Raw genomic sequence first — 22,527 nt, 5'->3', positions numbered from 1 at the left:
TGCTTCGGCGCAGGCGCGCTTCAGGTAGAGCCGCCGCAGGAAGGTGTTCCCCTGCGGCGGCTGCTTTCCGGTCTGCCGGCAATCGATGAGATGCAGGGCGCGACTCTTATGCAGAGAAGCCATGCCCCCAGATCAGTCATGTCCCAGCTCACGTTGAGACCCCGTCCACAGGAGGGCCCATGGCACACCACCCCCGGATCCTGACCACCGCGAGCGGCACAGCAGTGCCGAAGTTCGGCCTTGGATGCGCTCCGCTCGGCAACATGTTCCGCGCGCGTTCCGACGAACAAGTCGAGGCTGTACTCGAAGCTGCCTGGGAGGCCGGTGTTCGGCACTTCGACACGGCGCCCCACTACGGGCTGGGCCTGTCGGAGCGGAGGCTCGGCCGCTTTCTGGCGACGAAACCGCGCTCGGAGTTCGTGATCTCCACCAAGGTGGGCCGACTCCTGCGGGAGGACCCTGCCTGGGACGGCAGATCGACCGACCCGGAAGGGTTTGCCGTCCCCGCACAACTCCGTCGGTCCTGGGACTTCAGCCAGCACGGCGTTCGGAGGGGATTGGAGGACTCGCTCGAACGTCTGGGGATGGACCGAGTGGACATCCTCTACCTGCACGACCCGGAGCATTCCGGCGATTCCCGAGCGGTTCATGAGGGGATGACGGCCCTGAGCCGGATGCGTGACGAGGGAGTGGTCACCTTCGTCGGCGCCGGCTCGATGGACCCGGGCACGCTGATCTCCGCGGTGGAGACCGGGTTGGCGGACATCGTCATGGTCGCGAACCGTTACACCCTTCTCGATCAGGGCGCGGTGCCCGGACTTGCTGCCGCGTGCCGTCGTCACGGCACCCTGATGGTGGCGGCGGCGGTCTTCAACAGCGGCCTCCTGGCCCGGTCGCCCGCCAAGGGGGCAACGTTCGACTATCAGGTTGCCTCCGAGGACGTCCTTGCCCGGGCGCGCAGCATCGAATCCGTCTGTGTCGCGCACGGTGTCGAGCTTCCCGCGGCCGCCGTGCAATACCCCCTGCTCGACCCGGCTGTGGCTGGCGTGGTCGTAGGTGCAGACAGTCCTGACCAGATCCGTCAGAACCTCACCCGGTTCGGTGCCGCGATCCCCGATGCCCTGTGGGACGACCTTGACCAGCAGGGTCTGGTACCGAGAACCGGGCGGTGACCCCGAATCCGGCGACTGCGACCACGCGACACTCATCGAGCAAGTTCTCGTACCTCTTGTAGTGGATAGGCCCCAGTTTCGCCCCATTGCTGGATCAGCATCATGCAGTTTGAGGCGTAGACATAGGAGAACTTTCTCGTTACGTTGCCGTCACTTACTGGCGACACGGGAGTAGACATGGTCCGACGGACAAGTACGGCCATCGCGGCGGTCGCCGCGATGTTGTTTTCGACAGTCCTCGTGGGGGTCTCCGCGCAGCCGGCGCAGGCCGCCGGTTCCGTGTACTTCGTCTCGCCGGACGGCGACGACTCGGCAAGTGGGGAGGAGCCCTCACCCCTGCGCACCATCCAGCACTGCGCGGATACCGCGCAGCCCGGTGACACCTGCCGCATCCTGGCCGGGACCTACCGGGAGACGGTCACCCCGCCCACGTCCGGTACCGGTACGGCCCCGATCCGCTTCGAGGCGGCGTCGGGGGCCCAAGTAACAGTGGACGGCACCGACGCCGTTTCCGGGTGGACCCCCGACGCGGGCAACGTCTACAAGACGTCCCTGGTCCTGGCCGGCACCGCGAGCGCGCCCTACGGCAGCAGCGCCGATCCCGCGAACTCCGACCTGTGGGCCAATCAGATATTCACCGGCTCGACACCAGTGCCGGAGGCGTCCTATCCGGCTTCCGGGGCCGGGGTCTGGGACGCGGGATACGTCTCCGCGGGCTGGTCGGGGTCCCTCACCACGGGCGGCACCTGCGCGACGCCGCCCTGTAACTCGCAGGGCACCGGCACCCTGACATATGACGGGTTCCCAGCTCTGGGTGACCTCACCGGCGCCACCGTCCAGCTGGCCGGCCACTGGGTGACCACGACAAGCACGGTGTCCTCCGGCAACCTCGACGGCACCAACAAGACACTGCACCTGACATTCCCCAACAGCGACTCGCCCGTCATGATCGGTGGCCCTTCGCCCAAGTTCCGGCTGGTCGGCAAGAAGTCATTCCTGCGTGAGCCGAACCAGTGGTACTACGACGCTGCAAGCCACCAACTGTTCATGCGGGCATCCGACGGCCAGGCGCCGCGCAATATCACGGCCAAGAAGCGCAACTACGGCTTCGACCTCGCCGGGCGCAGCTCCATCATCATCGACGGGATCAAGTTCTTCGGCACAACGATCCGCACGGACGACTCCAGCTCGGACATCACCCTGGCCAGGATCGACGCAAGGTACCTGTCCGAGTGGCAGACCACGCAGTACCGAAGTGACTTGCCCTACGCCGGCATCTACGCCGGCAACCATCGCGCCGACAGCGGAATCCGTCTGCACGGCAGCAACAACAAGCTCCTCGACAGCCGGATCCAGTACTCCGGCGGCGCAGGGATCTCCCTCAAGGGATCCGGCCACGTCGTGCGGAACAATCTCATCACCGACATCGCCTACAACGGCTCGTACGCCGCTGCTGTCACCGTCGAGGACGGGACCCAGAACTCCTCCATCGTCCAGAACACGATGCGTTCCACCGGCCGCGACGTCATCAACATGAACACCAACGCCTACCCCAACGCCGGCTACGACCTGCGGATCGCCTACAACGACATGTCCGACTACGCAAAGATCGGATACGACCTGGGCGCCGTCTATGTCTGCTGCGACACCTCGCTGCGCGGCAGGATCGACCACAACACGATCCATAACCCCTCCCATGTCGGAAACGGCCTGCATTTCGACAACGGAACCATCGACGTCAACGTCGACCACAACGTCATCTGGGGTCTCGGATCCAGCGCGAACAGCGGCCACGGCATCGCGCAGGGCGGCTGGAACGCGGGTCACCCCCTGCCGTACCTCAAGGGCACTTACACGAACAACACTGTCGTCACGCCCAACAAGTCGACGATCCTGAACTACTACGCGACAGCTGCCCAGGTCGCGAATACCACGGTCCGCAACAACGTCCTCGACGGCGACAAGCCTGCTGACCGGACCTATGAATACATCCCCGGTGGCACCCCGAACGAGTCACACAACCTCGCCACGAAGTACAGCCAGAACCCCGCCGCCAACACGCCGAATCCCGGCTACACAGCATTCTCCGCGAATGACTTCACACCCGCGGCGGGATCACCCGCGATCGACAAGGGCACACCGGTGGCCGGAGTGACCGACGGCTACACCGGCAGTGCCCCCGACCAGGGCGCCTACGAGTCGGGCCAAGCCACATGGCTGACCGGCTGCACCATCGCACCGGAATGCGGCAAGGCTTCGACAGCGAAGGTGACCATCGTCGCCCGTCACAGCGGCAAGGACATCGCTGCGGACGGGACCGCCGCGCAAATAACGCAGCAGACCGATACGAACAGTCCTTCACAGCAGTGGGAGATCCTGCCCCAGGCGGGGGGCACCGTGCAGATCAAGAACCTCGTCAGCGGCCTGTGCCTGGCAGTCGCCGGCGGGCGTACGGACAACCTCGCGCCGGTCTACCAGTGGTCGTGCTCCACCCAGCCGCACTTCTCGTGGAACGTGCGTGAAACCGCCGCAGGCTACCAAGAGATCGTGGCCTCCCACTCCGGCAAGTGCCTCAACGTAGCCGGGCTCGGCACTGAGGACGGCGTCGGTCTCCTGCAGTACACATGCAGCGACGTCGGCAATATGCAGTTCACTGTCCGACCGGTCAAGTGAAGCCCCTCCTAGCCAGTTCGAAGAGAAGCTGACCCGCTACCGCACGACGAAGCCGGGGCGCCGCAGAGGGAAGACCCCTGCGGCGCCCCGGCTCATGAGTTCACTGAACAGCACGCAATGAGCAGCAGTCCCGAAGAGCAACGACCGGCCCAGGAAGGGTGACCCATGCGACAGACGGATACGGCTCCGAGTGAAGCACGAATCCACGTGACGGGCAGGCGGACCCGCGTCCGGCCAGGAATGGAGATCCGGTACGCCACAGTGCACGCCGAGATCCCCTCCGCGGTATGCGACGCACTGGCCTCCTGCGGCGTGGCCCGGTGGCAGATCTGGCGTGACGGAAGAGACCTCTTCCACCTGATCGAGACCACGGACCGCTATGAGGTCATGGTCGAGCGGATGCTGAGAATCGGCCCGGTCGACCCCGACTGGGACGCCATCATCAGCGAGCTGCTGGAAGACGGAACAGACGCCGATGAAATTCTCCCGCTCGTCTGGACCATGACCGGGACAGCGCAATTCGCCGGAGCAGAGGGCGACGTGCTCCCTGCTCCGGCGAACTGATGAGGGTCAGGCGCTGAGCGGAGGCCGCCCGGCGGCCTCCCACTCCTCGTACTCGGCGCGTCCGACGTCATCGAGGGGGTAGTAGCGGCGCAGCGCACCGCCGAGCGCGAGTTTTGCCCGCGAGAAGTCCTCCCACGCCTCGTGGGAGGCGCCGGCCTCGGCGACCGCAGCGGCCTTTGCTACCGGCACCACAACTGCTCCGTCGTCGTCGGCGACGATGAGGTCCCCGGGAAGGACCAGGGTGCCTCCCACGGCCACCGGAACGTGGTAGCCCCAGGGCAGCAGTTCCCCCTGGGAGGCGTAGTGGGGTGTCGGTCCGAGCGACCAGATCGGCACGTCGAGCTGGTCGAGTTTGGCCGAGTCCCTGATGCCTCCGTCCGCGACGAGTCCCAGACCACCGCGGTTCTGGAGGTGGGTCGCGAGCATTTCCCCGACCACACCACTGCGCAGGGAGCCGTGCGCCTGGACGACCAGGACGTCGCCGGGTTCGATGAAGTCGAGGACCGCCCACAGCGCGGTGGCCCGCTCGACGTACTCCTGGGTGACGCCGGCGTCGCTGTAGATGTCCTCTCTCATCGGCATGAGCTGCAGGGTGACAGCCCGACCGATGATCCTTCGGCCCGGCTTATTGGACCGAGGACCCTGGATGAAGGTCTTGGTGATGCCCATCTGGTGCAGCGTGGCCGACGCGGTGGCGGCGGTCACCGTCCGCAGGGACTCGACCAGACCGGGGCCCAGCCGGGGAACCGCAGGCCCCTTGACGGGCAGCGTCCACGCTCCCTCGATGCGGTACTCGGGTATCCCGTCCGGCCCTATGCCGACAGGATCGATCCCACCCTTGGGAGTGGACCCTGTCATCGGTACACCTCGACGCTGTAGTGGCCCTCGACATAGGGATACCGATCGACGAGGTCGCCGATGATCTCCACCCCCAGGCCCGGCGACTCGAGTACCGAGACCGTCCCGTCCTTGACGCGCGAGCCATCCTGGACGATGTCCCATCGCAACGGTCCCTGGACCATGCATTCCTCGACCATCGAGGCGTTCGGCAGCGCCGCGACCGCGTGGGCGTTGGCCATCAGCATGACCCCGTTGTGCCACGAGTGAGGAATGAGCGAGAGGCCTGCGCTGTCGGCGATGCGTCCGATCCGCATGACCTCGCTGATGCCGCACACACCGGCGTCGGGCTGGACGATGTCAAAGCATCCACGGTCGATCCACGGCCGGAACTGCTCGATGGTGGTGAACGACTCGCCACCGCTGATCTTCAGGTCCACCGACTGCGTCAGCGAGGCGTATCCCTCGATGTCGTCCTTGGCGAGCGGCTCTTCCAGCCACAGCGCTCCGCGCTCCGCCAGGCCCTCCGCGAGCTCACGTGCTTCGGCACGCGAGAGTCGGCTGTTGGCGTCGACCGCCAGCCCTGCGCGGTCGCCCACGGCCTCTCGAACCCCGTCGAACAAGGCGAGGAAGCGAGCCGGAGTGACATTGTCCCAGTGCCACGCGGTGCCGAGCCGGAACTTCACGGTCCGGTATCCCGCATCCACGTAGCCGAGCACGTCCTCGACCAGCGTGCGAGGCTCGTCGTGCCAGTCGTAGCGCACGCCGCCCGAGGCATAGACATCGACGTCGCTCACAGAGGCCGAAGGTTCCAGGAGCTGGGCCACCGGCTTGCCGGCCAGGCGGCCGCGCGCGTCCCACAGGGCGCAGTCGATGCCGGCAACCGCGAAGTCGTGTGCCGAGCCCACCGCGTGCTCCAGAGCGGTCCCGGTAGGACGGGGCACGATGGAGAAGTCGTCGAGATCTCTGCCAATGAGGCTCGGGCGGTACCACCGGACCCAGTCGGCGATCTGGAGCGGATTGCCGTACGAGCAGGCTTCTCCGATCCCTGTCACGCCGTCATCGGTCTCCACGACGACGATGGCCACATCCGCTTTGACGCTGCGGTATCGATCGGTCAGCCATTGGTCCTCCCGGCCGTGCAGCCGGGTAGCACACAGCGTGCGCATGTCGGTGATCACAGAGTGTGATCCTTTCGAAGAGTCATTCCTTCTCTGCTCCAGCCTTCTGGCCGGCGACCAGGAAGCGCTGGGCGAAGAGGAAGATGAGCAGGATCGGGGAGATGGACAGCAGGGCGGCGAGTGCCACCTCGGGCTCGCGCACAGGGATGCCGGTGAAATTCGCGCCGCCGAGAGCGTTGGTGTTGCGGACGAGCAGTTGAAGCCCCGTCTGCACGTTGGCCAGCTCTGGATCGGTATTCATGATGTACGGCAGGAAGAACGTGTTCCAGGCCGTGACGAACGAGAAGAACGAGACCATCGCGATCGCGGGCCGCGCTATGGGCGCGTAGATACGGAAGAAGATCGTCCACTCCGAAGCCCCGTCGAGCCGGCCGGCTTCGATCAGGGAGTTCGGCATCGAGGCCACAGCGTGCAGATACACGATGTAGACGCCGAATGGGTAGAAGGAGAGGGGCAGGATGACCGCCCACAGTGTGTTCGTAAGGTCGACCGCCGACATCTCGAGGTAGAGCGGCAGGATGAGGGCGGCCTGCGGGACGATCATCGTGACCATGGTCAGGAACAGCATCGTGGTCCGGCCGACGAAGGCGAACTTGGCGAGGCCGTAACCGGCGGGGACACAGGTGCACACGGTCAGAAGTACGGCGGCAACGCTGATGATGGCGGAGTTGCCCAGCCACGTGCTGAAGATCCCGTCGCTGTAGCCGAATACATGTGACCAGGCGTCGCCGACGTGGGACGCGCTGCCGAATGAGAGCGGCGCGTCGTTCGTCAGTTCTTTCCGGGTCTTCGTCGGGGCCAGTAGCAGCCACAGGATCGGGACCCCGAAAAACAGGACGGTCATCGACAGGAGCGCGTTGCGGCCCAGAGAGCCGAGCGGTGCCCCCGTCCCCCTCCGGCGGGACGGGGACGATGGTGAGGACGGTGCCTTGTTCATGCCGCTTCTTTCGAGTGGAAACGGGTCTTCTTGATCACGACAATTGCCGCCGTCACCGTGACCAGGAGCAGGAGCACCGAAAGGGCGGAAGCGCGACCATAGTTGGACTCGCCGGTGGCGTAGGAGAAGACGAGTTGGTTCAGCGACCAGGCACTGTCGATCTGACCGCGGGCGCCCGCGCCGAGCACCTGCGGCTCGACGAAGACCTGGAAGCCGTTGGCGAGAGAGACGATGAAGATGAAGCCGATGTAGTTGCGCAGCATCGGCAGCTTGATGTGCCAAACGACGTGCCACGCGCGCGCCCCGTCGAGTTCGGCGGCCTCCAGCACGTCCTTCGAAATATCGGTGAGCGCACCGTAGAGCAGCACGATCCAGCCGCCGGCTCCGGCCGCGATGCCCATCACCGAGAGGATCAGGGGCATCGTGCTGTCACGGACAATGGTTCCGGAATCGTCCGTGAGCGGCTGCAGAAGCGTCCCGACCGGGCTGACCGCAGGCGAGAACATGAACAGCCACAGCAGGGCCGCGGCCGCTCCCGTGACTGCGCCGGGAACGTAGGAGACGAACCGGGTGAGTGCCGCGAAGCGGGTACGCCGGGCGTCCATCGCCAGGGCGATCGCAAAAACGATCACCAGCATCGACGGCAGCCAGATCAGCAGGTACTGGCCGACGTTCTTCGCTGCCCGGACGGTCCGGTCGTCACTGAGGACAGCCGCGTAGTTCTCCGTCAGGCTGAAGTGGGCATCGCCGATGACTGGGGTCACCTCGAAAGAGGTGGCGATGCCGTAGACCGTGGGCACGACTCCGAAGAGGACAAGGAAGACCAGGTACGGCAGAACGAAGGAGATACCAGCGGTGCGGCGACGGAAACTGCGTCGCACCGCGGAAGTTGGCGGCGCCATCAGTTATTCGCCCTTGACCGTGTAGCTCGCCGACTTCGCGGCCTTGGAAACCCGGTCGCCGAAGGCCGTCAGCGCGGCGCCGATGTCGCGGCCCCTGCTCTTGACGACGGTGGCGTTGAACGCATCCTCCGCCTGGACCTGGAAGCGCACGAACCCGAGGGTGGGGGAGATCTTGCCCGCGGCATCCCTGTAGACGGCCGAGGGGTCTTCCGCGTACCAGTCGTCCTTGGCCACCTTCTTGAGCCAGGCATCGGCCGCCGCGGTGGAGGCCGGGTAGCCGGGCGAAGTGCTCTGGACAACTGGGTCCGTGGCCATCCCCGAGGCGAACTTCGCGGCGGCGTCCCTGTTCTTGGAGAGTGCAGAGACCACCCAGATACCTCCGCCCGCGGTGCCCGACGCGTTGGTCGTGGCCCCCTTCCAGGTCGGCATGGGCGCAGCGGCCCAGTCGCCCTTCTTCGGGGCGGTCGGCTTGATTCCGTAGTCGCCCATCCAGGACGGAGAGATCGATGCCAGTAGCTTGCCGCTCTTGACGACAGGCGTGTAGGCCGCGTCGAAGGGGTCCAGCGGCGAGAGGGTCTTGTTGGCGAGTAGCGGACCGATCACGTCGTTGACCCGTGTGCATTCCGGAGACTTCAAGTCGATCTTGACAGTCGTCGGAGAACTCGACGCGCTGAAGGCGCAACCACTCGAACCGTAGTAGGCGTTCAGCCCGTATCGGCTGTTCACCGAGCCCAGGGAGTACCCGGGGTGCTCCTTGCCGACCTTCAAACCGAGCGCGAGCCACTCGTCGAACGTCTTCGGGACGGTGTAGCCGAATTCCTTGAAGAGGCTCTTGTTGTAATACAGGACGGTCTGGGCGAGGTCGTTGGGCAGGCAGTAGGTCTTGCCATCGAACGTGCAGGCCGCCGTGGATCCCTTGGCGAATCCGCCCAGGACATCGGGACCGACGACGTCGTTCAGCGGGAGTGCGTAGTTCACGGGGTTGACCATCATGCCGGCGATCTCGTCCGGGTAGCTCAGGAAGATCGCGTCCGGCACGTCCTTCTTCGCCTTGACCGCGAGAGCGATCTGGGCCGAGATGTTCCCGTGCGTGTTGTCCACGGACTTGATCGTGGCCTTCAGGTCCGGATGGGCTGCGGCGAACTCCTGGGCCGGCTTCGTGCGCGTGTCGTCGACCCAGATGGTGATCGGAGCACCGGCGTCCTGCTTCACGTCGGACTTCGACTCATTCTGCCCGCCGCACCCGGCGAGCATCAGGCTGGTCACCGCAAGGAGAGGTACGACCGCGAGTCTGGCTTTCATGTGCTTCTCTTCCTCGGAGGGCGGGATGAGCTGAGAGCGCCATCAGAGCGACTTCTCCGACCTCTCATGTACGCTGAGCGCCTATGTGACACCCGAATGAACGCTCATGTCAACGATGAGCCCTAAAGACATCGGAGAACTTCGCCGGGTTGGGGCGCGTGTGGCACGGCGTAATCGCGACATAACGTTATGTGTAGGAGGGGTAGGCTGTGGCTGTCATCGACGGCGTGGTTGCCGAGGTCCGGAAGCTGATCATCGAGGGGCGTCTGCTTCCCGGGGACCGGCTCCCGCAGGAGTCCGACTTCGCTGAGCAGCTCGGTGTGTCCCGTAGCTCGCTACGGGAGGCGGTCAGGGTTCTTGAGCAGATGCGCGTGCTTGATGTCCGTCATGGTTCAGGGACGTATGTCAGCTCACTGCAGCCTGCTCAACTCCTCGAGGGCATCGCCTTCGCCGTGGAAGTGATGCGTGACGAGACGCTCCTGGAAGTGGTCGAAGCCCGGGAACTCCTTGAACCGGCGGCCACGCGCCTGGCAGTCACCCGCATGACTCCCGAAAGTCTGGCCCGCATCCGCGCCGCCTACGAACGGCACAGCGAACAGAGATCGATCGAGGATCTGGTCTACGGGGATCTGGAGTTCCACGCGGAAATCGTCCGCGCCACAGGCAACCAGACGCTGATCAGCCTGCTCGAGGGTCTTTCAAGCAAGACCGTGCGCCTGCGACTGTGGGGCGGCATCGTCAGCGACAACGCAGTCGACCTGACCGTCCAGCACCACCACAACATCCTCACGGCGATCGAGGCCGGTGATCCCCATGGCGCCGAATGTGCCGCGTACGTGCACGTGACAGCCGCGCGCAGATGGCTCGACGCCTACTTCGCCGAGCACGGCAAGCCTGCCTAGAACCGATGTGTTGGCTGGGGACGGCGGAGGCTGAGCAGGTCCTCCTGTAAGACAAACCCTTACTGTCGACAGCACCGAATGAGTGGAACCTCGCTGACGTGCTACGGGAACGCACCTGATCAGTCGAAACAACCTCAGGGTCGCGCAGGCCGGGCAAGGTTGAGCCGGGGGAGAGGATCCAGCGGCTGCGTCCGGCGCCGACCGCCACGTGGCGTGAGCCCGCGGGCGCTCCCGGGCTCAGGCTGCCACGTCGTCCGGCTGGGGGCGTCAGCAAGCCTTGCTTGATCGATGACCCAGTCGAGGGCCTCATGGCCCGGCTCGTAAGACGTGGAAGGGTGCCCACAACCGGCAGCGGAAATGGGCCGCTGACGGCACCTGGGAGAAGGTCTTCACCGCCCTCTTCGCCCAGGCCGACGCTGAAGGCGACCTCCTTCGGTGTTGCCGGGCAACGAGACCGGCGGGTGCGGCGTCACCTTTCGGGGGTGCGGTACGTCAGGGAGTCGATGCCGTCGAGGAGGGGCTCGTGATCGTGAATCCACCTGAGTTCTTGGCCGTGCGGTTCGAGGAGCACCGGCCGCATCTTCGTGCGGTGGCGTACCGCATGCTCGGTTCCCTGGCCGAGTCTGACGACGCGATCCAGGAGACCTGGCTGCGTCTGGCGGGCTCCGACGACAGCCGGATCGACAACCTTGGGGGCTGGCTGACCACGGTGGTCGGCCGTGTGTGTCTGGACATGCTCCGTGCGCGCAAACGGCGCGGCGAGGAGCCGTTGGAGCAGCGACTGCCCGATCTTGTGCTCAGCCGCGACGGTGCGGACGGGGCTGGCCCCGAGCAGCAGGCGCTGCTGGCGGACTCGGTGGGTCTGGCTCTGCTGGTGGTGCTGGACTCGCTCAGCCCGGCGGAACGGCTGGCGTTCGTGCTGCATGACCTGTTCGGGCTGTCGTTCGAGGAAATCGCGCCGATCGTCGACCGCACGCCCGCAACGGCCAAGAAGCTGGCCAGCCGCGCCCGGCTGCGGGTCCGCGGCACGACGCCGCCCCCCGACCCGGATCGGGCCGATCAGCGCCGGGTGGTGGACGCCTTTCTGACCGCTGCCCGCGGCGGCGATTTCGACGCGCTGCTCGCACTCCTCGACCCGGACGTGGTGCTGCGCGCGGACGGCGGTGCTCTCACCGGGGGCCTGCGGACCAACCGCGGCGCCGCCGCGGTCGCCGGCCGGCTTGATACCTTCCAGCGGATGGCAACCACCGCCACCACTCGCCCGGCGCTGGTCAACGGCCTCGCGGGCCTGGTCAACTCCCTCGACGGACAGCCGCTGTCCGTCATGAGCTTCACCATCACCGAAGGCAGGATCGCCGCCATCGACATCCTGTCTGACCCCCAGCGGCTTGCCCGGCTCGACCTCGCGTCCGTCGAGGACTGACCTGTTCGGCTACCCGCCCCCGCCCCGCTGACCGTCGTCCTTGGGCGGGGTCTGTGGTCCACGCGCGTGCGGCACCGGCCTCGCAACCTGCTGAAGAGATCCGCGTCTGCCGGTCACCTTCCCCCCGCGAGCGTCGTCAGTGCAGTGAACCAGCCGAGAAAGCCGGGCGACGAACAGCCCGCACTGACAAAGGGATACTCCTGTGGACACGATGGCGACCAGCCTCGACAGCCTCACCTCCCGGTTCTCCGACCCGCAGCAGCTGGTCCCCGAACTCGGCGACGTCAGCACCGCTCTCTTCAAGATCATCGCCAATGGGGCGGTGCCCCGGAGCACCGTCACCCTGGTCCACCTGCGCGCCGGGCAGCTAGCCGGGAACACGTACCTGACGGTGATGCACACCGCGAACGCCCGCCGCGCGGGAGTACTGGAGGAGAAGATCGCCGCCGTCGTCTCCTGGAAGGACGCCCCCTACTTCAATCAGGCCGAGCGGGTGGCCCTGGAGTTGGTGGAAGCCGTCCTTACGCCCGGCGGGTGCAGCGAGCGAGTCCCGGACGGCCTGTACGCGCGGGCAGCCGAGCACTACGACGACAGGGCGCTGGCCACCCTCGCCATGGCGATCGGGCAGGTCAACTTCTTCATCCCTCTCGCCGTGATCGGCAAGCCCCTGCCCGGTGTCTCCATGGCCGATCAGTGGCGCACGTCCACGACCGATTAGCCCGGGGCACAGCCCTGCGGGCCCGGCGCACCGCCAAGACCGATCGCCGCCGGGCCCGCCAGGGCCAGCCCGCTTCACCCAGCCAGCCCGGAAGGAAGAGCATTCCGCTATGAGTTCACCCGAACCCAGCCCGCCCGCCCTCACGCACGCCACGACCGCCTCCTCCTTCGAGGCCATGTTCCCGGCTTCCGGCCCAGTCGCCTGGCACGGCGCGTGGACCACTTCGGTCATGCGGCCCTCCGCCGCGCCATGGTTCGAAACCTGGGCCGAGCAGGGCTTCATGAACCAGTCGCTCCGTCAAGTCATCCGAGTCCACACCGGCGGCACCCAGGTCAGAATCCGCCTCTCCAACGCCTACAGCCACACACCACTGCGCCTGACCGGCGCGAGTATCGGCGGTACCGGCGGCGCCGCGGCCGTGCGCCCGGGCACCTTGCGCACGCTGCGCTTCGCCGGCCTCCCCTCCACCACCATCCCCGCGAAGGGACGCGCCGTCAGCGACCCGGTCGCCCTGCCCACCGAACCGCTCGACCAGCTCACCATCAGCCTGTACTTCAAGGAGGCCACCGGACCGGCTACGTACCATCAGCTGTCCATGGCCACCACCTACCGGGCAGCCGGTGACCACCACCGCGACCCGGCCGCTGCCGCCTACACCGACAAGGTCCAGCCCGCCTACGGATCCTGGTACTTCCTCGAAGGCGTCGAGACCTCGGGCAAGCACCGCCTGCCCTCCGCGGTTGTCACCTTCGGCGACTCCCTCACCGACGGGTTCGGTGCGACCATCGACCGCCACGACCGCTACCCCGACCTCCTCGCCCAACGCCTGTTCACCGCCGCCCTGCCCCGCCCGGTACTGAACGCCGGCATCGGCTCCAACAAGCTCCTCACGGACGCGGCCCTCGGCGGTGACGCCGGTATCGCGCGATTCGCTCGGGACGTCCTCGACCAGCCCCGCGTCGGCACCGTGATCGTGCTGATGGGCATCAACGACATCCAGCAAACCTTTGAACCGGCGCGCAGCACCAGCCCTGAGGCCACGCCGGTCACCGCGCGGCAGCTGATCGAGGGGCACCGCACACTGATCCGCGCCGCCCACGCCCGCGGAGTCAGGGCCGTCGGCGCCACGCTCACCCCCTACCGGGGCGCGGCCGGCTGGACCCCTGCAGGCGAAGAGATCCGCAGCCGGGTCAACCAATGGATCCAAACCGGCGGCGAGTACGACGCCGTCGTCGACTTCGCGTGCGCCCTGGACCCCGACGGCACCGGCAGCATCATGGAAGACCTGCACATGGGCGATCACCTCCACCCCAACCCCACCGGATACCGGGCGATGGCCGACGCCATCGACCTGGCCTCCCTGGGACAGTGAGGTGTGAGCTCGCGATCGGGATTCGGTCCGCTGTGCGCAGGCGCGCCAGTGAGTCTCTTCCAAGCTGGCGGCGCTGAGCGCGAGTTGGACAGTCCTGCACAGCGACGAAGCTCCTGGTAAACGGGTTCTCGACCAAGATCACCCGTGTCCGCCAGGGAGCTTCGCGTGCTTGTGTACCCGTCCTCGATCGACTTGTCCACCCACACCCTGCGGTTCCTGGCCGGACAGCTGACGGCCAGGCGTCGGGACATCGGGACGCGGTGGCGACGGCTTCCCGTGGCACGTCAGGCCCTGCTCGCCCTGGCCCATCTGCGGTGCGGCGACACCTACGCCCAGCTCGCGACCGGGTTCGGCATCGGGATCGCCACCGTCTCCGCTACATGAAGCCATCGAGGTCTTGGCCGCCCTCGCCCCGACCCTGACCGAGGCGATGAAGACCATCCGGACGAAGGCGTTCGTCATCCTCGACGGCACTCTGCTGCCCATCGACCGCATCGCCGCCGACACTCCGTACTACTCCGGGAAACACAAACGCCACGGCATGAACGTCCAGGTCCTCACCGATCCGTTCGGCCGTCTGCTGTGGGCCTCACCGGCTCTGCCCGGCTCGACCCACGACCTGACCGCCGCCCGGCAGCACGGGATCATCGACGCACTCGCCGCAGCGGGCCTCAAGTGCTGGGCGGACAAGGCATACCAAGCAGCCGGCAGGCCCGTCCGGCCCCGTTTCGAGGCCGCCACCTCAAGCAGTGGAAGGGCCGCCACAACACCACCCACGCCAAGATCCGTTGTCTTGGCGAGCAGGCCATGGCCACCCTCAAGGGCTGGCACCTCCTGCGGAAACTCCGCTGCAGCACCAACCGCATCACCAACATCGTGAAGGCCGTCCTCGTCCTTCAACACGCGTCAGCATGAGGTTGGAAGAGGCTCAGTTGGCTGTCGCGTCGGCCGGTGGCGTGCCGGTGGCAGGCATCGGCGAGCGCCGGCCCGGGCTGGCCCCGTCCCCGGTGTGGACGCCGTATTTCTCCGTGCGCGATGCCGATGCGGCTGCAGCGCGGATCCGGGAGCGAGGCGCCACCCTCGCGGTGGGCCCCATTCCGTTGGGCCAAGGGCGTGCTGGGCTGGCCGCCGACCCCGACGGTGCCACCTTCGGCTTCTGGGAAGGTCCGGGCCCGGCCTGGGTGTCCGGCGAGGGGGGAGGTGCCCCTGCTCGGCTCGATCTGCAGACCCGAGACGTCTTCGACGCAGCAAAGTTTTACGGCCCGGTCTTCGACTGGCCCACGAAAGCCGACATGGAAGTTTCCTACCGGGATGGACATGTCATGGTCGAACAAGGCGGTCAAGTCGTCTTGTCCCTGTGCGGGGGCGGGGCGCCGAGTGCTGAGCAGCCCCCGCTCCGGCCACGGTGGCTTGTGAACTTCCCCGTTGACGACGTCGAGCGTGCCGTTGCCGCGGCGATCGGAGCCGGAGGAACCAGGCCTCAGGCTTCAGCAGCTTCCTGGTCGCCGAAGGGGTTCTCGCGGACCCTCCAGGATCCGGACGGCGGTCTGTTCACTCTCAGCTACCGTCGAGCCTGACGAACGGTCACCTGGCTGGTCCTGTCCGGGCGAGCTTCCGTGCCAAGGGTCACCGGATTCATCGTGCCGTCGCCGGAGTCGCGGCGCCGCAACTCCACGGATTGGTTGCAACCCTCTGCAACATCGGCGACAGTCCCCCGACCGTACAAGAGTGGCGCAAACATGAGACGCCAGCCGCCGTGGTCCGACAGCGCCCACCCGCAGAGATAGGCGATGAGCTGTCTGGCGGCGGCCATGAGCCGTAACAGAACCATGAGCCGGCCCCGGATCCGGGCTGGTGCGACCTCGGCAATGTGGACCGGCACCATGTTGGACGCACCGCCCACCGCCAGCCCGAGCACGAATCTGGCCGTGATGAGGATGCCCACCCCCGGTGCCGCGGCCGCGGCTGCCGCACCCACCGCGAAGACCGCCGCAACCGCGATGACCACCTTGCGGCGGCCGTGGACCACGGCGAGGCGCCCTGACACCAGGGCTCCTGCCATCGCACCGAGCAGGATGACGCTGACGACGATCTCCTGCTCGTGAGCACTGAGACCCAAGTCGTCACGCAGATGCGGCAAGGCGCCGGAGATGACGCCCGTGTCGTACCCGAAGAGCAGACCGCCCAAGGCGGCCAAGGCCGAAACGGCGTAGACCGCGGCCGGAATCCTCGGCGGACCAGTCGTGCCTACTCTGTCTGCCGTACTCGGGTGGTCACTTTAGGCGTCGCCCATGACCAGGCCCTCGATGGTGTGCTTTTGCGTCACCGGCTCCAACACGTCGACGACCGCGCAGTCGAGGTGGCGCCGGACGCGCTCCGGAAGTGCTTCCCAGTAGGCGCGGGTCACGGCGGTGTCGTGTCGGTCGCCGTTGGCGGCTTCGGGGCCGTCGACTCCCAGGACGAGCACGGGGCGGGACTTCGAGGAGTTGTTCTTGGTGCCGCGGTGGATGGTGAGCGCGGTGCGGGCGGAAATGTCCCCCCGGCGAGGAAACTTGCGCACGGCCCGCTTCTCGTAGCGCGCGTAGTGGGAGCGGGGCGGGAACATGCCGTGCCCGAACTCCGGGCTGTCGTCCCACTGGGTGCCCGGCGCGATCTCGAAGGGCCCCATGTCCTCCTCCGTGTCCACTGCGGTCACGTTGAAGGCGAGCGAGGTCAGCCGTCCCTCGGCGCGGGTCTCCTCCGGCATGGGGAAGTCCCGGTGCCAGGGCTGGTTGACGGCGCCTTCGAGCGGCACGTCGAAGCCCAGCTCGACGATGCGGTAATCGGGGCCGAGGGCGGCGGTACAGACCGACCGCACCCACGGGTGGTCGACAAGGTCGACGAAGCCGCGGAGCTGCTCGGGGTGGATTTCCACGTAGTAGCGGTGCGGGCCCCGGCCGACTGCACCTCCAGGTCGGGCGAAGGCCTCCTGGAAGGCCGCCTCTATGTCCTCGCGGAGCCGGTCTGCCCACTCCGGGAGGAAGGCGCCCTTATGGGCTGTGATGCCGTCCGAGTAGAGAGCCGTGACGTCGGACGACACATCGACGTCGAGGTCGGTCAGCGTGACGCCGGGGTACGGGTGCGGGCTCATGCGTCCTCCTTGCAGTGGGGTCACCCGCTATGTTGCATCGTTGATTTCAACGTTGCAATAGTTTCTCGCGAGATTCATCCGAGCCTGGCGAGGCGTGTCACGATGGGCGGATGAGCAGCAGCTTGAAGGACGTGGCGGCGCGTGCCGGTGTCTCGGCGCGGACCGTGTCGAACGTGGTCAACGGATCTGCCCGGGTCGCGGCGCAGACGCGCCAGCGGGTGCAGGAGGCGATCGACGAGCTGGGGTATCGCCCCAACCTGGCGGCTCGCAGCCTGCGGGCCGGCCGCACCGGAATCATCGGGCTGGCCATCCCGGAGTTCCACTCGCCCTACTTCGGAGAGCTTGCCGGGCTGCTGGTCGACGAAGCACGTCTCCGTTCGTGGACGGTGATCATCGAGCAGACGCGGGGCAACGCCGAGTTCGAACGACGACTGCTGACCGGCGACAGCGGCCGGGTGATGGACGGACTGATCATCAGTCCGTGGGCTCTGAGCGCAGATGAATTGACTGCCACCGCAAACACCCTGCCCATCGTGATGCTCGGCGAACGCAATGCCCAGGGCAAGGCGGACCATGTGGCGGTGGACAATGTGGCTGCTGCTGACGAGGCGACCACTCATCTGCTGAGCTTGGGGCGTCGACGAGTTGCGGCGATCGGGCTGCAGCCGCACCTGCGAAACGGGACTGCACAACAGCGCGCTGAGGGCTATCGCAGGGCGCTGGAGCGGGCCGGCATCCCGCCCAGGCCGGAATGGGAGCGGAGCGTGACCTCACTGCACCGGGAGGACGGCGCCCGGGCCATGACAGAACTGCTCGACGGCGGCACCGTCCCCGACGCCGTGTTCGCGTTCAGCGACGAACTGGCGCTGGGCGCCATGCACGTGGCGCACCTCAAGGGCATACGCATGCCGGAACAGTTGGCCGTCGTCGGATTCGATGACGTCGAGGACGGTCGTTTCAGCCACCCGGCCCTGACTACCGTCTCACCCGACAAGCAGCAGATCGCCCAGCGCGCCCTGCAATGCCTCGCGGACCGCGTCTACAGCCCGCACAACGACGTCCCAGCGGCCACTCTGACGATTCCGCACCGGCTGCTCGTACGGGGAAGCACCGTGCCGGAAACAGAATCCTCCGGGTGACTCCCCGGTGGCCCTGCTCCGGTGCGCTCCCGCCGTCTCCTGCAGGAGGTGCTGACTGCTGGTCAGAATCTCGACCACGGCCCGGGCTTGGCCGCCTGGGCGGTCGGCCTGGTGCTGGGTGTACGCAACCTGTCCCAGCAGGGAATGTTCTGGCTCACGACGAGGTCGCCGCGCCGCGGCAGCCGATGCCCTGATCGCCGGTCTCGGTCCGCAGCGCAGTCGGCTGCTCCTGGCGAGCGCCGGCGGGGAGCTTGCGGGCTGGCTGAACATACGGCGTGACCCGCATCCACTGGTCGCCCACTGGGGCACCCTCCACCACGTCCAGACCGGCCTCGCCTTCCGGGGCACGGGCACCGGGGCCGCGCTGATGCGCCAGGCCCGGGACATGGCGCGCGAGGACATGGGCCTGGAACAACTACGGCTGGCCGTGCGGGCGGGCATGGGCCTGGAGGACTTCTACGGTCACCTTGGCTGGAAGGAGATCGGCCGGTGGACAGGCGCTCTGCGACTGGCACCGGGTGATGACCGTGACGAGATCCTGATGGCGCTCACGCTGTGAGCGGCCGGTGCAAGGTCGCCGAGCTCGTGATCGGCGACAGCGAGTGCTTCGTCGACCAGGCGCCTCAGATGTCCGTGGCGCAGCCCGTAGATGTAGTGCTAGCTCGGACGCCAGGGAGCTGTCGCGGTCGACGCCGTGGCGGAGGAGCGCGTCGATCTGATGATCAGGGTTCTGGTCGGCCGTCGAGGTGCGGCAGTAGCCAAGAAGCATTGTCGGAAACGACGCGAGTTGCCGACTGTGCCCACCTGCGGGTTCGCGATCACGGGACCGAGTGTCGGTAGACGGTTGGGCCTTGCAGGCGGTTCGCCGCCGCACGCGTGAAGGTCAGGTTGTGGCCCGGGTCCCGCGGTCTTCCGGCAGTAGGGCCAGGAGCTGCTGCGTGTGGCCGGGCAGCTCGACTTCTGCCAGGCCGGTGATGAGGTCCCTCAGGGGCACGGGCTGGTCGACCAGGACTTTGCCGTTGGACAGGAGCAGGGCGGGCACCAGGGTGTCGAGTTCGGTCTCGCTGAGCATCGGTCCGCCGAGTGCGCACAGGGCGTCTGCCTGGAGACGGATGCGGTCGCGGAGCCCTGCGTTGCCGCCGGAGAGCGCGATGACGCGGCCGAGTGTCCAGGTGTCCTGCGCTGTGCGGTTGTCGTACGTCGTGGTTGCTCCCGTGGCGGCGGAGGAGACGGCGGTGATGGTGGCGGCGTTGACGAGGGCGACGTGCGCCAGGATCTGGTCGGCGTTCCACTCGCCGGCCGGCGGGGCGGGGCTCGTATCACCGGATTCGGCCACGGTGGCGGCAGTGTTCAGCAGTGCTCGGTAGGCGTCCCGGAGCGGGGTGGTGTCCATCATGGTCTTCTTCTTTCTGCGGGGGTGTGCGGAGTGGATACGGAACGGGTATGGCGGATGGCGGTTCAGGCGGGCGCACGGTAGATCTTCCTTGGCGCCTGCGGGAGGCTCGTGTCACCTGCTGTGCCCGGTCGCATTGCGGACGGCCAGAGTGTCCTGCGGACGAGGCCGGAAGGGTTACTGCGCATCCCTCTCGGCCGCCTCCGCGATGCGCTTGATCTTCGCCAGTCGGCGATCCCAGTCGGATGAGAGCGCCGCCATCCAGCGGGCCGTGGCATCCAGCGCCTCGGAGCGCACCGCGTACCGCACCTCGCGTCCGGCCTTCACGCTGCCCACCAGTCCGGCCGCATCGAGTACGGCGAGGTGCTTTACCACCGCCTGACGCGAGATCGGAAGCCTGCCGGCGAGCGTGGTGGCGGTGGCCTGGCCGTGTGCGGAGAGCAGGTCCAACATCTGACGGCGGGTCGGGTCGGCCAGGGCGGCCAGGACGCTGTCGACGACCTCGCCGTCCGCGGGAGGTTGATCCACCACGGTGGGGTCACTCAGCCCGGGCGGTGAGAGCGGCGAGGCACTGTTCCCAGCCGGCGGTGTGGTCGTTGATCACGTTGAGACGGTTGTCCTCGGACGTCGGAAGAGCGGCGAACCCGCTCTCCATGACGTGCAGCCGGGTGCCGTCGCCCTCGGGCGTCAGGGTGAACTCCACGAGCGTGGAGTTGTCCTCGCGCAGCTCTTCGCCGGGGAACGCACTCACCCACCGATACGCCAGATACTTCGGCGGATCGGCCTTCTCCACGCGCATCGGGAAGTCGCCGTGTTCCGAGTGCCGGGCCACCAGGGACTGGCCTTCCGCGGCCTGCGTGCCACGAATGCTCTCGTCGTCGGTTGCCCAGAACCCGGGCTCGGCCACCAGCGGCCAGACCTTCTCCGGGGCTGCCGCGATCACGATCTCACGCTCGATGCGGTCACCAGTCATGGCGTACTCCTTCAGTTCTACAGCTCCAACAATGTGCAACTTCAGAGTTGCACAGCGGTTCGACGTTGCGCAACCCGAAAGTTGCACAGTCCCGTACGGGTTGATGTTCGACCAGAACAGCGCGGTCAGGCCGCGACGGTCCTCATCCGAGAGCTACTTGGCCCAGGTCGGTTCGGCGAGGACCTGCTGGAGCGGCAGGGTGCTGATGTGGACGAGGCTCGATTGGAGCAGGTGCAGGGCGAGCATCGACGTCTCGGCGCGCTCCTTGTCCGGGCCGGTCAGGGCGCCGTCTTTGCCGTAGTGCAGGACGGTGTTCGCGCTGTTCCAGTTCTCCACGACCCGGAGCCCGCCGTGGATCTCGCGGCGCAGGTCGGGGCTGGCCAGGTAGTCGTACGCGGGGCGCCGACGGCGACCGTGGTGTGTGCCTGAGAGGCCATCATCCTTGACCCGTTCCACGGTGCTGTCCGGGCGTGTGCCGGATTGCGTCGAACAGTTGAAGGGAGAGGTCAGCCCGTGACCATCCACGGAGTTGATCTCTGTTTGAGCGGCGGTGTGTGCCGCTGTGCGTTGCCCTGGTTCAGATGGATGGAGTCGAGATGCGTCGCGTGTTGGTGGGAGCAATGGTGGTGGGTGCGGATCCTCTGGAGTGACGGTCGGGATCAAGCAGTGAGGCAGTAGTTCTGCTGGTCAGGGCTGGGGTAGAGGCGCTGGTGTTCGCGGGCCGCGTGGAAGTTCCAGTAGTTCGTGAAGTCGCCGTTCGTGATCAGCGCGCGGAGTTGAAGGACTGCTTCGGCCCCGTCGAGTCCCCAGCGTGCGCCGGTGATGTCGAGACGGTCGGCGATCAGATGGCGGCAGGTTCCTTCGACTGCACCGGTGGCGATCGGCCAGCCGTTCTTCAAGGCGATGTCGTAGCGGAGCTGATCGAGGTGGCCGGTTAGGTAGCGGTGGCAGGTGGCGACCTGCTCACGGCGAAGAGACCACCATCTACAACTACCGGATCACTCTGCATAGATGTCGAGGAAAGCTCGGAAACATCAAGCTCCAAGAGCTGACCGAGGAAGACGTGGAAGCGTGGATGCTCTGGTCTCTGAAGGCCGGTCGCGCTCGTGGGTCAAAAGCCGGATCGGGTCTCGGAGTAACCAGTGTGGACATGAGTCTTGCTCGGCTCAAGGACGTTCTGAATCGCGCCGTGACTAAGCGGCTCGTGACAACGAACGTGGCATCGGAACTGAGCATCCCGCGTAAGGCCCGAAAGGTTGAGCGGAAGACCAAGGCTCAACCGGTCCCGTGGAACGTCACGGAAGTCCACACGTTCGTAGGTCACGTGAAGAGCGACAGGCTTTACGCTCCGCTCCTCCTGTCACTCATGGGTCTCCGTCCGGCGGAAGTCGTTGGACTCCGTTGGTCGGATATCGACCTGACCACTGACGCGCTCACCGTGGCCAACACCCGGACCATGATGGGGAACAAGAAAGTGGTGGAGAAGGACACCAAGTCCATGGCAGGGGAACGCGCACTCCCGCTGCCTCTCCCGGTAAAAGAAGCCTTGAAGAGGTTCAAGGCTCTCCAGGCGGCTGAGAAATTGACTCTGGGGGAGGACTGCTTGGACTCCGGCTACATCTGCGTGAATGAGGCCGGAGAGGTCCGCACAACCAAGCAACTCCGCACCCGTGCGTACAAGCTCATGGAAGAGGCGGAATTGCGTCGTGCGCGCCTTTACGACGCTCGTGCGTCGTGCGTCACCTACCTGGCCAACGATGGGGTGCCGGATCACTTGCTGGCACGATGGGCGGGGCACACCAACGTCAAGACCACCAAGCGTTGGTACGTGAAGCCGGACGTAGAGGATCTTCGTGGAGCCGCTACGACATGGGGCGGTCTTCACAGTGCTCAGGAGGGGGGTGTGTGA

The 22,527-nt window shown here is 66.6% G+C and carries 22 protein-coding genes and 2 pseudogenes; 12 read left to right on the top strand and 12 right to left on the bottom strand.

Annotated features, from left to right (window positions below; translation table 11 throughout):
- Positions 1 to 179 precede the first annotated feature (179 nt).
- From OG521_07315 to OG521_07305, 3 genes are all read left to right on the top strand, one after another.
- Positions 180 to 1,172, top strand: coding sequence for an aldo/keto reductase (locus tag OG521_07315; GenBank protein ID WUW20611.1), 993 nt, complete (start codon positions 180 to 182; stop codon positions 1,170 to 1,172).
- A gap of 219 nt (positions 1,173 to 1,391) precedes the next feature.
- On the top strand, positions 1,392 to 3,845 hold the full coding sequence (locus tag OG521_07310) for an RICIN domain-containing protein (protein ID WUW20610.1): 2,454 nt from the start codon (positions 1,392 to 1,394) through the stop codon (positions 3,843 to 3,845).
- A gap of 165 nt (positions 3,846 to 4,010) precedes the next feature.
- On the top strand, positions 4,011 to 4,409 hold the full coding sequence (locus OG521_07305) for an L-rhamnose mutarotase (protein ID WUW20609.1): 399 nt from the start codon (positions 4,011 to 4,013) through the stop codon (positions 4,407 to 4,409).
- 6 nt (positions 4,410 to 4,415) lie between these two features.
- Here OG521_07305 and OG521_07300 read toward each other — a convergent pair whose 3' ends face one another.
- The 5 genes from OG521_07300 to OG521_07280 form a co-directional block, all read right to left on the bottom strand.
- Entirely contained in the window at positions 4,416 to 5,267 is an 852-nt protein-coding gene (locus OG521_07300; GenBank protein WUW20608.1) for a ribonuclease activity regulator RraA, read from the bottom strand.
- Entirely contained in the window at positions 5,264 to 6,427 is a 1,164-nt protein-coding gene (locus tag OG521_07295; GenBank protein ID WUW20607.1) for a mandelate racemase/muconate lactonizing enzyme family protein, read from the bottom strand. Before OG521_07295 ends, OG521_07300 begins: the two co-directional genes overlap by 4 nt.
- Positions 6,428 to 6,449: 22 nt before the next feature.
- A complete protein-coding gene (locus OG521_07290) occupies positions 6,450 to 7,271 on the bottom strand; it encodes a carbohydrate ABC transporter permease (protein WUW20606.1) in 822 nt (273 codons plus the stop codon).
- Positions 7,272 to 7,360: 89 nt separating this feature from the next.
- Entirely contained in the window at positions 7,361 to 8,164 is an 804-nt protein-coding gene (locus OG521_07285; protein ID WUW20605.1) for a sugar ABC transporter permease, read from the bottom strand.
- A gap of 105 nt (positions 8,165 to 8,269) precedes the next feature.
- Complete coding sequence (locus OG521_07280; protein ID WUW20604.1) at positions 8,270 to 9,568, bottom strand: extracellular solute-binding protein; 1,299 nt, start codon at positions 9,566 to 9,568, stop codon at positions 8,270 to 8,272.
- A 209-nt stretch (positions 9,569 to 9,777) separates the two neighbouring features.
- Here OG521_07280 and OG521_07275 point away from each other — a divergent pair, with 209 nt between their 5' ends.
- The 6 genes and pseudogenes from OG521_07275 (at position 9,778) to OG521_07250 (ending at position 15,560) form a co-directional block, all read left to right on the top strand.
- The gene (locus tag OG521_07275; protein ID WUW20603.1) at positions 9,778 to 10,470 is read left to right on the top strand and encodes a FadR family transcriptional regulator; all 693 of its coding nucleotides are present in this window, start codon (positions 9,778 to 9,780) and stop codon (positions 10,468 to 10,470) included.
- A 523-nt stretch (positions 10,471 to 10,993) separates the two neighbouring features.
- Positions 10,994 to 11,893 (top strand): sigma-70 family RNA polymerase sigma factor, encoded by a 900-nt coding sequence (locus OG521_07270; protein WUW20602.1) that lies wholly within the window; start codon positions 10,994 to 10,996, stop codon positions 11,891 to 11,893.
- A 211-nt stretch (positions 11,894 to 12,104) separates the two neighbouring features.
- Positions 12,105 to 12,611, top strand: a complete 507-nt coding sequence (locus tag OG521_07265) for a carboxymuconolactone decarboxylase family protein (GenBank protein WUW26599.1) — start codon at positions 12,105 to 12,107, stop codon at positions 12,609 to 12,611.
- A 109-nt stretch (positions 12,612 to 12,720) separates the two neighbouring features.
- A complete protein-coding gene (locus tag OG521_07260; protein WUW20601.1) occupies positions 12,721 to 13,983 on the top strand; it encodes an SGNH/GDSL hydrolase family protein in 1,263 nt (420 codons plus the stop codon).
- A 165-nt stretch (positions 13,984 to 14,148) separates the two neighbouring features.
- Positions 14,149 to 14,898: pseudogene (locus tag OG521_07255) on the top strand (transposase).
- Complete coding sequence (locus OG521_07250; GenBank protein ID WUW20600.1) at positions 14,895 to 15,560, top strand: VOC family protein; 666 nt, start codon at positions 14,895 to 14,897, stop codon at positions 15,558 to 15,560. The pseudogene OG521_07255 and the gene OG521_07250 overlap by 4 nt, the downstream one beginning before the upstream one ends.
- On the opposite strand, the gene OG521_07245 is transcribed toward OG521_07250, so the two are convergent.
- Positions 15,545 to 16,180, bottom strand: a complete 636-nt coding sequence (locus tag OG521_07245; protein ID WUW20599.1) for an MFS transporter — start codon at positions 16,178 to 16,180, stop codon at positions 15,545 to 15,547. The genes OG521_07250 and OG521_07245 overlap by 16 nt on opposite strands.
- Positions 16,181 to 16,261: 81 nt before the next feature.
- Complete coding sequence (locus OG521_07240; protein ID WUW20598.1) at positions 16,262 to 17,113, bottom strand: phytanoyl-CoA dioxygenase family protein; 852 nt, start codon at positions 17,111 to 17,113, stop codon at positions 16,262 to 16,264.
- Between the two features lie 110 nt (positions 17,114 to 17,223).
- Between OG521_07240 and OG521_07235 the strand changes: the two genes are divergently transcribed.
- Together OG521_07235 and OG521_07230 are read left to right on the top strand one after the other, a co-directional pair.
- A complete protein-coding gene (locus OG521_07235) occupies positions 17,224 to 18,252 on the top strand; it encodes a LacI family transcriptional regulator (GenBank protein WUW20597.1) in 1,029 nt (342 codons plus the stop codon).
- 118 nt (positions 18,253 to 18,370) lie between these two features.
- The gene (locus OG521_07230) at positions 18,371 to 18,811 is read left to right on the top strand and encodes a GNAT family N-acetyltransferase (GenBank protein ID WUW20596.1); all 441 of its coding nucleotides are present in this window, start codon (positions 18,371 to 18,373) and stop codon (positions 18,809 to 18,811) included.
- 324 nt (positions 18,812 to 19,135) lie between these two features.
- On the opposite strand, the gene OG521_07225 is transcribed toward OG521_07230, so the two are convergent.
- The 5 genes and pseudogenes from OG521_07225 to OG521_07205 form a co-directional block, all read right to left on the bottom strand.
- A complete protein-coding gene (locus OG521_07225) occupies positions 19,136 to 19,648 on the bottom strand; it encodes a hypothetical protein (protein WUW20595.1) in 513 nt (170 codons plus the stop codon).
- 174 nt (positions 19,649 to 19,822) lie between these two features.
- Positions 19,823 to 20,176: a metalloregulator ArsR/SmtB family transcription factor gene (locus tag OG521_07220; GenBank protein WUW20594.1), complete on the bottom strand. Its 354-nt coding sequence runs from the start codon at positions 20,174 to 20,176 to the stop codon at positions 19,823 to 19,825.
- A 7-nt stretch (positions 20,177 to 20,183) separates the two neighbouring features.
- On the bottom strand, positions 20,184 to 20,618 hold the full coding sequence (locus OG521_07215; GenBank protein ID WUW20593.1) for an SRPBCC domain-containing protein: 435 nt from the start codon (positions 20,616 to 20,618) through the stop codon (positions 20,184 to 20,186).
- 153 nt (positions 20,619 to 20,771) lie between these two features.
- Positions 20,772 to 21,074 (bottom strand): Tn3 family transposase, encoded by a 303-nt coding sequence (locus OG521_07210; protein ID WUW20592.1) that lies wholly within the window; start codon positions 21,072 to 21,074, stop codon positions 20,772 to 20,774.
- A 203-nt stretch (positions 21,075 to 21,277) separates the two neighbouring features.
- A pseudogene (locus OG521_07205) lies at positions 21,278 to 21,529 on the bottom strand (ISKra4 family transposase).
- Positions 21,530 to 21,693: 164 nt separating this feature from the next.
- On the opposite strand from OG521_07205, the gene OG521_07200 reads away from it, so the two are divergent.
- Positions 21,694 to 22,527, top strand: a complete 834-nt coding sequence (locus OG521_07200) for a site-specific integrase (protein ID WUW20591.1) — start codon at positions 21,694 to 21,696, stop codon at positions 22,525 to 22,527.

This window comes from Streptomyces sp. NBC_01463 (assembly GCA_036227345.1).
GTDB lineage: Bacteria > Actinomycetota > Actinomycetes > Streptomycetales > Streptomycetaceae > Streptomyces.
The sequence above is the reverse complement of the archived record's forward strand: the minus strand, read 5'-3'. Positions and strand labels throughout refer to the sequence as shown.

What these genes read in the sequence shown, in the direction of transcription:
- OG521_07300 (WUW20608.1), bottom strand. Translation starts at nt 5,267, where the DNA reads ATGACAGGGTCCACTCCCAAGGGTGGGATCGATCCTGTCGGCATAGGG.
- OG521_07240 (WUW20598.1), bottom strand. Translation starts at nt 17,113, where the DNA reads ATGAGCCCGCACCCGTACCCCGGCGTCACGCTGACCGACCTCGACGTC.
- OG521_07280 (WUW20604.1), bottom strand. Translation starts at nt 9,568, where the DNA reads ATGAAAGCCAGACTCGCGGTCGTACCTCTCCTTGCGGTGACCAGCCTG.
- OG521_07250 (WUW20600.1), top strand. Translation starts at nt 14,895, where the DNA reads ATGAGGTTGGAAGAGGCTCAGTTGGCTGTCGCGTCGGCCGGTGGCGTG.
- OG521_07310 (WUW20610.1), top strand. Translation starts at nt 1,392, where the DNA reads ATGTTGTTTTCGACAGTCCTCGTGGGGGTCTCCGCGCAGCCGGCGCAG.
- OG521_07235 (WUW20597.1), top strand. Translation starts at nt 17,224, where the DNA reads ATGAGCAGCAGCTTGAAGGACGTGGCGGCGCGTGCCGGTGTCTCGGCG.
- OG521_07225 (WUW20595.1), bottom strand. Translation starts at nt 19,648, where the DNA reads ATGATGGACACCACCCCGCTCCGGGACGCCTACCGAGCACTGCTGAAC.
- OG521_07315 (WUW20611.1), top strand. Translation starts at nt 180, where the DNA reads ATGGCACACCACCCCCGGATCCTGACCACCGCGAGCGGCACAGCAGTG.
- OG521_07215 (WUW20593.1), bottom strand. Translation starts at nt 20,618, where the DNA reads ATGACTGGTGACCGCATCGAGCGTGAGATCGTGATCGCGGCAGCCCCG.
- OG521_07200 (WUW20591.1), top strand. Translation starts at nt 21,694, where the DNA reads ATGCTCTGGTCTCTGAAGGCCGGTCGCGCTCGTGGGTCAAAAGCCGGA.
- OG521_07265 (WUW26599.1), top strand. Translation starts at nt 12,105, where the DNA reads ATGGCGACCAGCCTCGACAGCCTCACCTCCCGGTTCTCCGACCCGCAG.
- OG521_07290 (WUW20606.1), bottom strand. Translation starts at nt 7,271, where the DNA reads ATGACCGTCCTGTTTTTCGGGGTCCCGATCCTGTGGCTGCTACTGGCC.
- OG521_07260 (WUW20601.1), top strand. Translation starts at nt 12,721, where the DNA reads ATGAGTTCACCCGAACCCAGCCCGCCCGCCCTCACGCACGCCACGACC.
- OG521_07305 (WUW20609.1), top strand. Translation starts at nt 4,011, where the DNA reads ATGCGACAGACGGATACGGCTCCGAGTGAAGCACGAATCCACGTGACG.